We start from the raw sequence: 12,881 nt of genomic DNA on the forward strand, positions 1-12,881 counted from the left end.
ACTTCGCCCTTACGGGGTAATTCTGGCGCCCGTGTGGCGTTCGAGACCGCTTTGACGGGGTCCGGACACATCCGCCCCGGTCAAAGCAGTGTCCTAACTCCACGTCACTCGGTTAGATGAGTGTGGACACCAGAACACCCCGCACACCCACGGGGGACCGCTCGTCGGGATTCCAGTCCGGGCCCGACGACGCTCCCGCGCTGAGCATGGTGAAGGTGCCGAGCGATCCGGCGCAGGTCATCGTCAACCACCCCAGCTTCCGCGTACAGCTGGGCCCGTCGGCGAAACGCACCCAATCCCCGCGGATCGCCCGGCATCTGAGTGCCGACCCCGCCCGGATGCCCGTCGTGGGCGCCGTCGGCCGGTCGGGTGCCGCCGCCCGCCGTCGCCCCGTCGTGTGGAGCGGCAAGTCCGCACCCGACGACACCGGCGCCCACCGCCTCCTCCAGGCCGTGCGGGGCAGCAGCGTCCGCCACGCCGACGAGCCCGAGCCCGGCGCCACCCAGGTCATCCCGCGCGTCGGGACCGACTACGGCGACGGCTACGACGCGCTGGACCAGACGGTCGAGACCCCGGTCGTGGGCCACCAGCGCACCGCCCCCGACGACTCCGGCACCCGCCTGCTGCCCCCCATGCGCACGGAAGCCGGCGCCTACGACGACCCCCCCTACCCGGACGTCGGCTACGACTCGTACGAGGACTACGACGACTACGACGAGTACGCCGAATCCGACCCCGACGCCCCGCGCCCCACCCGCCGCCACGGCGACGACCCGGCCCGGCACGCCTACTACCCCGGCCGCCGGATGAACCTCGGCGTCGTCCTCCTCCCCCTGCGCATCTTCCTCGGCTTCATCACCATCTACGCCGGCATGGGCAAGCTGTGCGACCCCGTCTACTTCGACGGCGGCAAGCGCGGCTCGATGGTCAAGTGGCTCAACACCCTGCACCCGTGGGACGTGGCCGAACCGCTGCGTCAGCTCGCCCTGCACCACCCGGTCGGCTCCGGCCTGGTCATCGCCTTCCTCCAGGTGGTCGTCGGGGTCCTCACGATCCTCGGCTGCTGGCAGCGCGTGGCCGCGGTCGTCGGTGCCCTGCTCTCCGCCGCTCTGATCGTCACCGTCAGCTGGAAGACGGTCCCCGCCTACGACGCCCCCGACATCATCTACCTCGCCGCCTGGTCCCCGCTGATCATCGCCGGCGCGCCCGTCTACTCCGTGGACGGCCGCCTCTCCGCCAGCGCCTGGCGCCGCCTCGGCCCCCGCGCCGACATCTGGGAACTGCGCAGCTACGTCCTGCGCCGTGGCGCCCTCATCACGGTCGTCACGGTCGGCCTCACCCTGCTCGTCGGCTCCCTGCTCGGCGGCGCCGTGCGCGACTCCAGCCGTGTGGTCGTCCCCGGCCCCGGCGAGGCCCCCCGCAACGACCAGCCCGGCTCCCCCCTCCCGCAGGGGCCCAGCAGGCGGCACAGCCACAGCCCGTCCTCGTCCGGCTCGCCCACGGGTGGCGCCACCGCGGGCGCCAGCCCGTCCGGCGCGGCGGCGACCCCCGGCGCCACCCGCTCCGCCGGCGGTACGACCACGACGCCCAGCCAGACCCAGGGCACCACGGGCCAGGTCCCGCCCCGCCAGTCCTCCCCGACCGGAGGCGCCCCGAGCACGTCGGCCGGCCCGACGAGCAGCGGCGGCTCCTCGACCGGCGGCGGTTCGTCGACGAGCGGCGGCGGTTCGTCGTCCTCCGGCCAGGAGGGCCTGGTGGGCGGCCTGCTCGGGTAGTCCACAGGAGAAGGCGAGGGCCCCGTACCCAGTGGAGGTACGGGGCCCTTTCCTTTGAACTACTCCCTCTGAACTACTTGGGCTGCTTCAACTACCGTCCCAGCGCCGCCAGTTCCTTGGCCGCCTCGGTCAGATCCTTGGCCGTGTCGATGGCCCGCCAGTACGCCCCCTGCGGGATCGGGAACCCGAAGAGCTTCCGCTCACGGGCCAGCCCGGGAAACGTCGTCCGCTCGTGATCCCCCCGCTCCGGCAGCAGCGAGGCGAACCCGGGCGAGAAGACGTACACACCGGCGTTGATCTCGAACGTCGACGGCGGGGCCTCGATGAAGTCGGTGATGTGCCCGAACCCGTCCGTCGTCACCGCACCCCAGGGGATACGCGGACGAGCCAGCGCCAACGTGGCCGTGGCATCCCGCTCGGCGTGGAAGTCGGCCATGTCCCGCAGCGAGAAACGGGTCCAGATGTCGCCGTTGGTGGCGTACCAGGGCTGATCCGGGCGGGGCAGATGCGCGGCGGCGTACTTGAGGCCGCCGCCACGGCCGAGGGGCTCGGTCTCCACGACCGTGGTGACCGAGACGGGCAGGTCGGCGGAGTCCAGCCACTTCTGCAGGACCTCCGCGAGGTGGCCGCAGGAGACCACCACGTCGGTCACGCCTTCCTCGGCGAGCCAGGTCAGCTGGTGGCCGATGATCGGAGTGCCCGTACCGGGGATCTCGACCATCGGCTTGGGCCGGTCGTCGGTGTAGGGACGCAGCCGGGAGCCCTGGCCACCGGCCAGGACCACGGCTTGAGTGGGGCGCGACGCGGCGTTGGGATGGGTCATGACCGCACTGTACGTGGCGCCCCACTCGGGTCGGCCGACAACGGCACGCTTCTTGAGGGGCCGTTACGAGGAACAGCCGCCTCCGGGAGGAGCGTCAGCTGTGCGCGGCGAGCACGCCGGAGGCGAACGACGTGTCGCACACCGGGCGGGCATAGGACTGGGCGCGGGAGGGGCCGTACATGCGCTCTGCGGCCTGGCCCAGGGCCCGGGCGATCGCGGCGCAGTGCCGGGCGAGCGAGGGGCGTCCGTTGACCGCCTGCTGGAGGTGGGTGAGGACGACCCCCGGGTTCTTCTCCTGGAGCTCGCCCATCAGCTGGTCGCGGAGCACGTCCTGCGGGGCGCGCGAGGCCTTCTTGGCGGAGACCCCCGCCGAGGAGATGTCCGAGGCGGCCAGCAGCGAGCTGGAGGGGCTTCCCGTCCAGTTGACCCGGGTGACCGCGAGGGTCCCCGAGAGCACCAGGAAGACGGGCAGGACGAGGGCGAGAGTGCGGCCGATCCGGTGGGCAGGGCCGCCCCGGTGGCCGCGTCGCGTATGCGGGATGGTGGAGTGCTTCACGCGTGTGAGGGTAGCGCGGGGTAATGATTTGGCGACATTTGGTCACCCTTTCGGGGGATGAAAAGGCACTTCTTTCTGGGTAAAGGGTTGACCAGCCGCGCCCGGAATGATCGCTGTGCCGGGGTATATCCGGGCGTGGTTGACACACGAAAGGGGCCCCGCGGCACTCCGCGGGGCCCTTTTCGTCAACTTCGGAGCAAACGCGCTGCTCAGTCGGAGAGACGCTCACCCGTGGACGTCGAGAACACGTGGATCTCGCCCGGCCGCGGCACCACGTGCAGTGTGGAGCCCTTCTCCGGCACCTGACGGCCGTTGACCCGGACGACCAGGTCCTTGACCTCGTCGCCGACCTCGGCGGTGCCGTAGACGTAACCGTCGGCACCCAGTTCCTCGACCACGTTCACGGAGACGGCCAGACCGGCCGGGGCGTCCGCGCTGTCCTTGGACAGGGAGGCGGCGGCACCCCCGCCCAACTCGACCACGTCGAAGTGCTCGGGCCGGACGCCCACGGTCACCGTGCGGTCGCCCTTGTCCGAGGCGGCCTTCAGGGCCTCGCGGTTGACCGGGACGACGCTGTTGCCGAACTTCACACCGCCGTCGGTGATCGGCACCTCGACCAGGTTCATGGCGGGGGAGCCGATGAAGCCGGCGACGAAGAGGTTCGCGGGCTTGTCGTACATGTTCCGCGGCGAGTCGACCTGCTGCAGCAGACCGTCCTTGAGAACCGCCACCCGGTCGCCCATCGTCATGGCCTCGACCTGGTCGTGGGTGACGTAGACCGTGGTGATGCCGAGACGGCGCTGCAGCGACGCGATCTGCGTACGGGTGCTGACCCGGAGCTTGGCGTCCAGGTTGGACAGCGGCTCGTCCATGAGGAAGACCTGCGGCTCACGCACGATGGCGCGGCCCATCGCGACACGCTGGCGCTGACCACCGGACAGGGCCTTGGGCTTGCGGTCCAGGTACTCGGTCAGGTCGAGGATCTTCGCGGCCTCCTCGACCTTCTGCCGGATCTCCGCCTTGTTGACGCCGGCGATCTTGAGCGCGAAGCCCATGTTGTCGGCGACCGACATGTGCGGGTAGAGGGCGTAGTTCTGGAACACCATGGCGATGTCCCGGTCCTTCGGCGGCAGGTGCGTGACGTCGCGGTCACCGATGCGGATGGCGCCGGCGTTGACGTCCTCGAGCCCCGCGAGCATCCGCAGCGAGGTGGACTTTCCGCAACCCGACGGGCCGACCAGGACGAGGAACTCGCCGTCCTCGATCGCGATGTCGAGCGAGTCGACGGCGGGCTTGGTGGAACCCGGGTAGATCCGGGTCGCCTTGTCGAACGTGACAGTGGCCATGGTGATGGGCCCCCTTCTACCGGCAGGAACGTGCCGGACGATCCGTTGTAGGAAGGTGGTGGTGTAGTCCACGCGGGTGAACTGGCTCATGACGGTACCTGCCGTTCACTCGCTCTGTCAGCACCAGGACGACCGTGAACTTCGCGGAAATTTTCGACAGGAGCGGGCTCAGACCTGGGTACACTGCACGGGCGCCCATGCGCAGGCCTCCTTAGCTCAGCTGGTCAGAGCGCCGCTCTTGTAAAGCGAAGGTCGTCGGTTCGAATCCGACAGGGGGCTCTGGGAAACCAGCTCTGACCTGGGGTTTATCCCAGGCGAGACGCTCTATTCGGCCTCGGACTCCGCGTCCGGGGCCGTTTGCGTGAGCGGCGCGTGAGCGGATGCGCCACCATCGCCCGGCTGGGCTGCGGATTCCCGGGCACCGTCCGGCACGGCTTCCGATCCGGATTCCTCGTCCGGTTCGAGGTTCGCCTCAGCCTCGGGAGCCTGCTCCATCCGGCGTGCGGGGGGGCGAGGCGGGCAGCGGCCCCGGCGATCGCGAGGTCGGTCTCGGGGAGCAGGCTCGTGTACGTGTCCGCCGTGCTCATCGTGTCCGTGGCCGAGCAACTCCCGGACAACGGCCGCGACGGCGGCCACCTCGTCATCCTGCGCGGCTACGAGGACGGCCCCGACCCGACGACCCACTTCCGGGACCCATCGGCTTGGGGCCAGACACACGACCGAGTCCCCCGCAGCCGCCTCTCCCCTTTCCGCACGGGCCGCGCGAGCACCTTCAGACCTCTGATCCCGAGCGGGGAATCTTGATGACCGAGACCGGCGGCGAAACGACCGAGGCACCAGGGGGCCGCAGGATCGCCGTACTCGGAGAGATGCTGGAATTGGGCGCGAACCGTTGAAGCCAACCGAGAGATTGGGCGCTTCGCAGCCGAGAGCGGCGTCGATCTCTTCGTGGCAGTCGGCGGGGACCTCGCCGAACAGCTCGCCCTCGCGGCGGGCGCAGCAGGGGTCCCGGACATTGCGGTGGTGGGCGACAACGACACCGCTGCCGCCCACCTCGAATTCATCCCCCGCCCCAGCGACGTTGTGCTCGTCAAGGCGTCCCGCGGCGGTCAGCTCTGGCGGATTGCCCAAGCGCTCACCGGGCAGCCCATCACCAGCCTGTGAGCCGCCTCCAATCCGTTAGTTCCCGGGTGGTTGGGTGACGACGATCCGCCAGATCACCGAATTGTCAGCTGAGAACTTCCACGCGAGTTCGTGGATATTGGCGTGCGGGATCTTGGCACCAAATACGCCACTCCCGTCACCGCACTGAGATCCAGCAAGGGTATGTCCGGCGGCGGTGATGTTGAACTTGGAGGGTCCGGCACATGTCCACATCACCGTGATGGATGAGGCTTTCCCCGCTGACGCGGGAAGCGTGAATGCGCGCGCACCGTGCCCCGATCCCGTGTACAGCGTCTTCGACCCGACAGGAAGCGGGGACTGGACCGGATTGGGAAGGCGGTCCGGATTCGTCGGGGTCTGCACTGGAGAGGGTGTCGCGCCGGTCCCCGTCGTCGCTTCCGCCGGAGGCGTCGTCGCGTGGGTCGCGGTCGCCCCGGGGTGAGTGCCACCGGAACAGGCGGACACAAGCACCAGGGCCGACAGGCCGACGGCCAGCAGGGAAGGCTTCATCAGATCGTCCTCAACTCACGAGTGGGCGATGTAGGGCGAGAGCGCCGGGAGCTTGGCGGTCCCATGGTTGGAGACGATCCACTTGCACCCGCCGTTCGTGGAGCCCCGTTCCCAGTTGAAGGAGTATCCCTTCGAGCCGAGGGCGAGCCATCCCTCCCTCTGATTCTTCGGAACCACCCACGACCCGCCGAGGGTGACGGTGGTGGTCTTGGCGTAGGAGATCGAGCCGCTGATGGACTCCTCGGCGGCAGCGACGAGGACTGACTCGCTCAACTTGGCCGAATATGTAAAGGTGCCGGTCCAGGTGTGGCCCTCGGCAACCGAGACAGAGAGCGTGGTGCCGGGGTCTCCGTAGACGGTCTTCTTAGGGTCACCGACGAACGTGCTCTTGACGTTGTAAAAGCGGAAGCCCGGGTCGGGCGGGCAGCCGTCCGGGTGCGCCGGAACATCGATGGCGGCGTCGGCCGGCGCCTGAGGGATCGCGTTCCCGTCCTGGCCGGCATTGACCTGCGGCGGGGCGTCTTCCGCAAAAGCAGTGCTCGCTCCCCCGGTCCCCATCGCGAGAAAGGCGGTCAGCGCAGCGGCTGTGCATGCGCGAGTTATGGCATTCATGGTTCCCTCCCGTTCGCCCCCTCCGGGAGCGTCATGGACAGAACAATCACGGAATGCCTGGGTGATCGTTAAGGAAACTCGAACAATCTGAGCGGGACTTGAGCTTGACGATTGGTTAGGCGCTGAGGCGTACGCCAGAGCCCCTGTAAGCAAGTAGGCGGAATCTCATGCTCCTTCAGCGCGAATCGACCGCACGGGAGTGAGAACACTTTCTTATGCCCCCCTTTGCTCAAACGAGAGGATTTAAGGCTTGATCCTTGAGCCGACTCTCGCTCTGTCATGGCGGTCCGCCGGGCAGACCAGTTCTTCAGTCGGGACAGGACATGCTCCACGCGGGCTCGGGCCCGGTGGTGGACGGTGTTCTCCGCTTCCTGCCGAAGGCTCAGGGGCAGCGGGCTCCCGATCACCACGGCCAGGCGGCTGTTGGCGTCGATGACGACCTGCAGGTTCGTGGAGTAGCGATGATGGTTCTTGCTTCACGCAGAACGACCAGCGCCATCTTCCTGCTGCACCGGGAGGACGCCTGCGAGCCCGGCCTGACGGCTGATGGTGGTGCAGAAGTGGGTGACGAGAGGAACCCCCGCGGAGACGAATGCATCTCCCTGTCCGGGAGGCAGAAGCGGTGGCACCCGGCCTCCGCAGGGGGCGCTTCCCCAGGGGGAGTCGTCGTGGCACGGCGGACAGCGGCAGTCTCCGCTATCGGCCTGACGGTAATGGTGGCTGCTGTGGCGTGCGGTCCAGCACATCAGGACGCCGGGAAGCCGAGCACCGGGCCGTCGCCGCGGACGACGGCACCGACCCCCGGTCCGGCACGGACGAGTGTGTCACCCTCGGCCTCAGCGGGTGCCCGAGCGGGTGCCGCATGCGGCACCGAGCAGCTGCGATGGAAGCTGACGCGTCTCGCCGCCACCTCGGCCAAGGAGCCGGCGGGCCTGCTCAGCGCGACCAACACCGGCACCACGCCCTGCGCCTTCGACGGCTACCCGTATATGCAGGTCTACCTGGGCAAGGGGCCGTCTGTGGAGGCGAAGCCGAAGGCGACGGCCCCGGTCCGACTTCGGCTGGACCACGGTGGCACGGTCGAGATCCCGCTCTTCTATCCTGCGGCCCCACTCCGTGACGGGTACTGCGGCATACCGGTCGACGAGGATCCGGAGATCGAGGTGCAGCCACCGCACCCGGCACGCACGGACTACGGCACCTTGGTGCAGATGTCCGACGCACGCGGGCGGCAGGTACGTGCGACGGTGTGCGACACCATCCACATGGGCTCGCCCCGGCTGCGACCGGCCGGGTGAGCGGCCCGAGCGCTGCGATATCCGCGTGCACATGCCGACAGGGCATGCGATCATGATTCGCCGCGACCGCTGACCACGGTCGCTGGAATCCGCCTCACGGCGGCATGGGGGAACGCATCGGGGGGTGCGCGGAGATTCTGGCCGAACAAGGCAGCGGTACGCCCGCGGCCGGCACGGATCACACCGGCCGCCGCTCCACACACAACGGCGCAGTTCGGTGTTATGCCCGCGCCAAGACCGCCGACCCCGTCCCGACGGGCTGCCCCCTGCCGTTGATCCCGTAGCGGCGGATCCGACTCCGCTGGCACGGAGAGCTCCGGTACGCGCGAAGACCCCGTAAGCCACGCGAACCTTCGCGGGACACGGTAGCCCCCGTGCGTCAGGGAGACCTCCGTGTGCACGGAGACCCGGCCCCGACTTCCGCGGCGGCCGTCACCCTCACGCATGTCCGCAGGCCCCACCCTGCCCCTGGCATGCCCTGATCTGGAGTAGATCTACTTGCATACCCAACGAATACGTCTTGGGGCTGCCGTCGCACTGTGCGCCGCGCTGCTGCTGGGCAACGCTGCGGCGGCCCGGGCCGCCGGCCCGACGCCGACCTCCTCCCGAGCCGCGACCACCAAGCCGGCACCCAGTGGCAAGACCGCTCCCACGCCGAGACCCTCCACGTCCGCCGCCGACGGAGACGGAGACGGAGACGGAGACGGAGACGGAAGTTGGACGGTCCAGGATGCCATCCGGTTCTGGACGCCCGAGCGCATCGCCTCGGCCACCGACCCCTCGGGCCGTGCCGCGCAACCGCAGGGCTGGACGGCACCGCACAAGAAGCGGTCCCTGGCCGCCATCGACGGTGAGCACTTCGACGGCATCAAGTCCGTGGGCACGCTGTTCAGCCAGAGCAAGGACATGAAGGCCCACAATTGCACCGCCAGCGTGGTGAGCAGCGGAGGGCACAACCTCATCCTCACCGCCGGTCACTGCCTCGGTGACAAGGCCGCCTTCGTGCCCAAGTACGACCACACCAAGTCAGCGGGCGACCAGAAGTACGGCATCTGGCCGGTCAAGGAGTGGTTCCGTGACTCGCAGTACGCCTCGGACCGGAGCGCCAACTCCGACCTGGACTTCGCCTTCGCGAGCCTGAAGGGCAACGGTGGGCGCAACGTCCAGGACGTCGTGGGCGCCAACACCCTCGCCCGCACCCCGGGGTTCGTCAACCAGGTGACCGTCGTCGGCTACCCGATGGTCGACCACAACCCGCAGGACCGCGCGTTCCACTGCGCCAACGTCTGGACGACCCCCCTGCCCGCCTACAACCAGATGCAGATCGACTGCGGCGGCATGTGGGGCGGGGTCTCCGGCGGACCGTGGTTCTCCAAGTTCGACCCCTCCGGTGACACCGGCGAGATCATCGGCAATGTGGGCGGCTTCTTGCGGGGCGGCCCCGATGTGCGGAGCGACAACCCGCTGTACAACCGGATCACCTACAGCCCCCTGCACGGCGACCGGTTCTTCCAGCACTACGACGACGCCCAGCAGGGCCTGCACACCGACCACGGCCCCTACCACCAGCCGTCCCTGCCCTACTCCATGGGCAGCGGCACGACGTGGCAGCACGCCAAGCTGATGGCCGCCGGCGACTTCGACGGCACCGGCCACAGCGAGCTGATCGTGGTGTGGACCGACGGCGAGGTGACCCTCTACACCAACGACGGCAACGGCCACTTCATCGCCGAACGCCAGTTGCGGGCCGCCAACTCCACCTGGACCCACGCCGAGACGATCACCGCGGGCGACTTCACCGGATCGAACCAGTTCGATCTCATGGTGCGCTGGTCCGACGGTGAGGTCACGCTCTTCGGCGATGTAGGCAGCAAGGGCCTCAACGTTCCCGGCACCCGGATGATCGGCCCCAACACGACGTGGCAGCACGCCACCCAGATCGCCGCGGGCCGTTTCAACTCCTCGTCCTACGTCACCGACCTGATGGTGCGCTGGTCCGACGGCGAACTCACCCTCTACACCAACGTGGGCGCCGGAGGCTTCGGACAGGAGCACAGGCTCCAGGACCCCAACTCCACCTGGACCCACGCCACACTGCTGACCGCCGGCGAGTTCTCCGGCAACCAGAAGTGGGACCTGATGGTGCAGTGGTCGGACGGCGAACTCGACAACTACGTCGGCACCACGACCTCCGCCCTCGGCACCGAGGCGCGCATCCAGAACCCCAACGAACTCTGGACCCACAACACGGTCATGACGACGGGCAACTTCACCCCCAATCACCGCACCGACGACCTGGTCGTCCGCTGGTCCGACGGCGAGACCACGATGTACGCCGACACTGGGATGACCACCCTCGGCACCGAGCACAACCTGGTTCCCCACGCCTAAGGGACCGATCCCGGCACACGGACGCGGAACGGGCAGGCCACCCGCCTGCCCGTCCCCCAGTCCTTCAGCGGTTCGTCGTCCATCCTGGCGTTCCTCGCATCGACGGCCGACTGTCCCAGGAGGGTAGCGGCCGCTGGGAGCCGTTCGGGTCCCCACCGCCGACTCGCTGGCCTCCCGCAAGCGGCGCCGGTCGCCCTGGAGAAGAAACGGGCATTGCTGTCCGTGATGTTCCGTCGTCGGGTGTCGGGATCATGCCAGCCGCGCTGGGTGGGCCAGCCTGGCCGCCAACTGCACCTTTGCCCAGGGGCTCCATACGGGTACATGGAGTATGAGAAGTGCTCATGTGTCCACATTCGGGGAGGCCGGTGATGGCGCGGGTGGACGTCCGTGGTGACGACCTGGTCGTCCGTCTCACGTGGCGGGAACGGATCGCCGCGCGGCGTGGTGACGTACGGGTGCCGCTCGCGGCGGTGTGCCGGGTGACCGTCGAACCCGCCTGGTGGCGCGCGCTGCGCGGTGACCCGCGGCGCGGGGTGTGGATTCCCGGGACCCGGTGCGTCGGCACGCGCGGCCACCTCGCCGGGGCGGACTTCGTCGTGCTACGGCCCGGCAGACCCGTCGTATGCGTCGAACTGCGCCCCTCCGCCCCGTTCCGCCTCCTCGCCGTCTCCGTGCCCGACCGCTCGCAGGCGGCGGCCACGGCTGCCTCGCTGGTCCGGGCCGCACCGGAGATCGACGCGTCCACACCGTGCCGGCAGCCGCTTCCGGTGCCCGACGAGCGCGGTGAGGGGTGGCCGGGGCTTCCGGTTGCCGGCGAGAGCTGAACGGCTGATCAGGGGCTCAGCGGAGTCGGCGGGCGATCTCCAGTCGGTAGTCCTCCACCGGCTCGCCGTCCTCCACGTCCCACAGCGCGTTCTGCAGCAGCCGGCCCAGCGTCCAGGCGCGGGCCCGCTCCCGGTCCAGGCCGAGGACGTCCGTCAGCGCGTCGAAGCGCCACCGCACCTCGGCCGCCTCGAAACGGTTGGCCAGCGCGGGCCACAGCTCGAAGCCCGGATCACCGGCCAGCGGCTTGGGATCGATGGCCAGCCAGTCGGCGCGCTCGGCGGCGAGGACGTTCTCGAAATGCAGATCCCAGTGCAGCAGCCGGTCGCCCGGCTCGGCGACGGCCTCGCGCACGGCGGCCGCACAGTCCGCGAGCAGCCGGCGGACCGCCGGGTCCGGGATGCGCTCCAGCGCCCACGGAGTCCGCTCCAGCATCGCCTCGGCGATGTCCCCGAGCCGTCGCATCCCGGGCGGCGCCGGGAAGGAGGTGAGGTGGGCCAGCAACCGGGCGACGACCAGGACGGCCGCGCGGGTGTCCGCCATCGTGGAAAGCATCCGGGACTCGTCCAGCCGCTCCAGCAGCATGGCGCCCGTCTCCGGGTCGTGCTCCAGCAGCCGTACGGCCCCGTCGCCGTCCCACACCCGCAGCGCGGCCGGCTCCCCCTCGGTCTCCTCGTCCAGCAGCTGCAGCTTGAGAACGGCCCGGCAGCCATCGGCGCGGACCACCGGCAGGACCAGCGCGCTGACCCCGTTCATGGAAGGACCGTCGAGCCGCAACCGCCAGCGCTCCAGGAAATCCGCCGCCAGATCCGGCAGCCCGGCGACGAAGGCCCGGCCCGCCGCACCGTTGTACGTCTCCTGCGCTTCCGCGAGATCACCGGGAATGTCAATCACGCACCGGACGATACTGGCGTGCGTGAATCAGCTCATGCGAATCAACCGGGGCCTCGGCGGAGTGTGGGCGTACGTCCGCAGTGCCCCCGGCACGTATGTCTGGCTGGCAGTCCTGTTCGTCACCACCGTCGCGCTGCACCAGATGTCGCCGGATTTCGAAGAACTCTTCCTGCGGCAGCGATCGACCAACATCCACGAGCTGTCACACAACCCGGTACGCGTCCTCGTCGCCAGCGCGATGTGGATCGACAGCGGCCGCTGGCTCCCGTACGTCCTGCTGTACAGCATCTTCCACGCACAGGCCGAACGCTGGCTCGGCACGCCCCGCTGGCTCGCGGTGTGCGCACTGGCCCACGTGCTGGCCTCACTGATCAGCGAGGGGGCACTCCTGGTCGCGATCCAGAGCGGCGTGGCCCACCGCTCCGCCGTCAACACCCTGGACATCGGCGTCAGTTACGCACTGGCCGGAGTCATCGGCGTCCTCACCTACCGGATCGCACCGCCCTGGCGGTACGCCTACCTCCTCGTCGTACTGATCTTCTTCGGACTGCCCTTGGCCCAAGGGCCGACCTTCACGGAACTCGGCCACTTCCTCTCCGTACTCATCGGGCTGGCCTGCTGTCCACTGACCAGAACCCGCGGAAAAGCATGGAATCCGAAGGAGACACTGGCCACCCTCAGGGGTTAACG

The 12,881-nt window shown here is 69.2% G+C and carries 13 protein-coding genes, 1 tRNA gene and 1 pseudogene; 8 read left to right on the forward strand and 7 right to left on the reverse strand.

Annotated elements, in window-relative coordinates:
• Positions 1-116: 116 nt before the first annotated feature.
• The gene (locus AV521_RS10885; RefSeq protein ID WP_179022997.1) at positions 117-1,775 is read left to right on the forward strand and encodes a DoxX family protein; all 1,659 of its coding nucleotides are present in this window, start codon (positions 117-119) and stop codon (positions 1,773-1,775) included.
• Positions 1,776-1,866: 91 nt separating this feature from the next.
• Here AV521_RS10885 and AV521_RS10890 read toward each other — a convergent pair whose 3' ends face one another.
• The 3 genes from AV521_RS10890 to msiK all read right to left on the reverse strand — a co-directional run bounded on the left by AV521_RS10890 (position 1,867) and on the right by msiK (position 4,500).
• Positions 1,867-2,598 carry a nucleotidyltransferase family protein gene (locus tag AV521_RS10890; protein WP_076087023.1) on the reverse strand — a complete coding sequence of 244 codons (732 nt, stop codon included), beginning with the start codon at positions 2,596-2,598 and terminating at the stop codon, positions 1,867-1,869.
• Positions 2,599-2,692: 94 nt separating this feature from the next.
• Positions 2,693-3,154: a hypothetical protein gene (locus AV521_RS10895; protein WP_076087025.1), complete on the reverse strand. Its 462-nt coding sequence runs from the start codon at positions 3,152-3,154 to the stop codon at positions 2,693-2,695.
• A gap of 209 nt (positions 3,155-3,363) precedes the next feature.
• Entirely contained in the window at positions 3,364-4,500 is a 1,137-nt protein-coding gene (msiK, locus tag AV521_RS10900; RefSeq protein WP_076087443.1) for a diacetylchitobiose ABC transporter ATP-binding protein MsiK, read from the reverse strand.
• 205 nt (positions 4,501-4,705) lie between these two features.
• On the opposite strand from msiK, the gene AV521_RS10905 reads away from it, so the two are divergent.
• From AV521_RS10905 to AV521_RS50680, 3 genes are all read left to right on the forward strand, one after another.
• Positions 4,706-4,779: transfer RNA gene (locus tag AV521_RS10905), tRNA-Thr, on the forward strand.
• A 285-nt stretch (positions 4,780-5,064) separates the two neighbouring features.
• A complete protein-coding gene (locus AV521_RS10910; RefSeq protein WP_256725500.1) occupies positions 5,065-5,304 on the forward strand; it encodes a hypothetical protein in 240 nt (79 codons plus the stop codon).
• 144 nt (positions 5,305-5,448) lie between these two features.
• Positions 5,449-5,664, forward strand: coding sequence for a hypothetical protein (locus tag AV521_RS50680; RefSeq protein ID WP_256725501.1), 216 nt, complete (start codon positions 5,449-5,451; stop codon positions 5,662-5,664).
• Between the two features lie 15 nt (positions 5,665-5,679).
• On the opposite strand, the gene AV521_RS48620 is transcribed toward AV521_RS50680, so the two are convergent.
• The 3 genes and pseudogenes from AV521_RS48620 to AV521_RS46490 form a co-directional block, all read right to left on the reverse strand.
• On the reverse strand, positions 5,680-6,174 hold the full coding sequence (locus tag AV521_RS48620) for a hypothetical protein (RefSeq protein ID WP_143658593.1): 495 nt from the start codon (positions 6,172-6,174) through the stop codon (positions 5,680-5,682).
• A gap of 15 nt (positions 6,175-6,189) precedes the next feature.
• Complete coding sequence (locus AV521_RS10920; RefSeq protein ID WP_143658594.1) at positions 6,190-6,786, reverse strand: hypothetical protein; 597 nt, start codon at positions 6,784-6,786, stop codon at positions 6,190-6,192.
• A gap of 230 nt (positions 6,787-7,016) precedes the next feature.
• Positions 7,017-7,262: pseudogene (locus tag AV521_RS46490) on the reverse strand (hypothetical protein); the annotation flags it as partial.
• Positions 7,263-7,607: 345 nt separating this feature from the next.
• On the opposite strand from AV521_RS46490, the gene AV521_RS10930 reads away from it, so the two are divergent.
• The 3 genes from AV521_RS10930 (at position 7,608) to AV521_RS10940 (ending at position 11,299) form a co-directional block, all read left to right on the forward strand.
• The gene (locus AV521_RS10930; protein WP_076087031.1) at positions 7,608-8,084 is read left to right on the forward strand and encodes a DUF4232 domain-containing protein; all 477 of its coding nucleotides are present in this window, start codon (positions 7,608-7,610) and stop codon (positions 8,082-8,084) included.
• A 498-nt stretch (positions 8,085-8,582) separates the two neighbouring features.
• A complete protein-coding gene (locus AV521_RS10935) occupies positions 8,583-10,475 on the forward strand; it encodes a serine protease (RefSeq protein WP_256725502.1) in 1,893 nt (630 codons plus the stop codon).
• Positions 10,476-10,843: 368 nt separating this feature from the next.
• Positions 10,844-11,299, forward strand: coding sequence for a hypothetical protein (locus tag AV521_RS10940; protein WP_076087033.1), 456 nt, complete (start codon positions 10,844-10,846; stop codon positions 11,297-11,299).
• Positions 11,300-11,315: 16 nt separating this feature from the next.
• Here the strand turns inward: AV521_RS10940 and AV521_RS10945 are convergent, their stop codons facing one another.
• Entirely contained in the window at positions 11,316-12,203 is an 888-nt protein-coding gene (locus tag AV521_RS10945; protein ID WP_371917022.1) for an aminoglycoside phosphotransferase family protein, read from the reverse strand.
• Between the two features lie 22 nt (positions 12,204-12,225).
• Between AV521_RS10945 and AV521_RS10950 the strand changes: the two genes are divergently transcribed.
• Positions 12,226-12,879, forward strand: a complete 654-nt coding sequence (locus tag AV521_RS10950; RefSeq protein WP_179022999.1) for a rhomboid-like protein — start codon at positions 12,226-12,228, stop codon at positions 12,877-12,879.
• The last annotated feature ends 2 nt before the right edge of the window (positions 12,880-12,881 follow it).

The organism is Streptomyces sp. IMTB 2501 (assembly GCF_001953885.1).
Taxonomy (GTDB): domain Bacteria; phylum Actinomycetota; class Actinomycetes; order Streptomycetales; family Streptomycetaceae; genus Streptomyces.

Coding starts and splice junctions, on each gene's coding strand:
- AV521_RS10885 (WP_179022997.1), top strand. CDS start 117: ATGAGTGTGGACACCAGAACACCCCGCACACCCACGGGGGACCGCTCG.
- AV521_RS10890 (WP_076087023.1), bottom strand. CDS start 2,598: ATGACCCATCCCAACGCCGCGTCGCGCCCCACTCAAGCCGTGGTCCTG.
- msiK (WP_076087443.1), bottom strand. CDS start 4,500: ATGGCCACTGTCACGTTCGACAAGGCGACCCGGATCTACCCGGGTTCC.
- AV521_RS48620 (WP_143658593.1), bottom strand. CDS start 6,174: ATGAAGCCTTCCCTGCTGGCCGTCGGCCTGTCGGCCCTGGTGCTTGTG.
- AV521_RS10920 (WP_143658594.1), bottom strand. CDS start 6,786: ATGAATGCCATAACTCGCGCATGCACAGCCGCTGCGCTGACCGCCTTT.
- AV521_RS10940 (WP_076087033.1), top strand. CDS start 10,844: ATGGCGCGGGTGGACGTCCGTGGTGACGACCTGGTCGTCCGTCTCACG.
- AV521_RS10950 (WP_179022999.1), top strand. CDS start 12,226: ATGCGAATCAACCGGGGCCTCGGCGGAGTGTGGGCGTACGTCCGCAGT.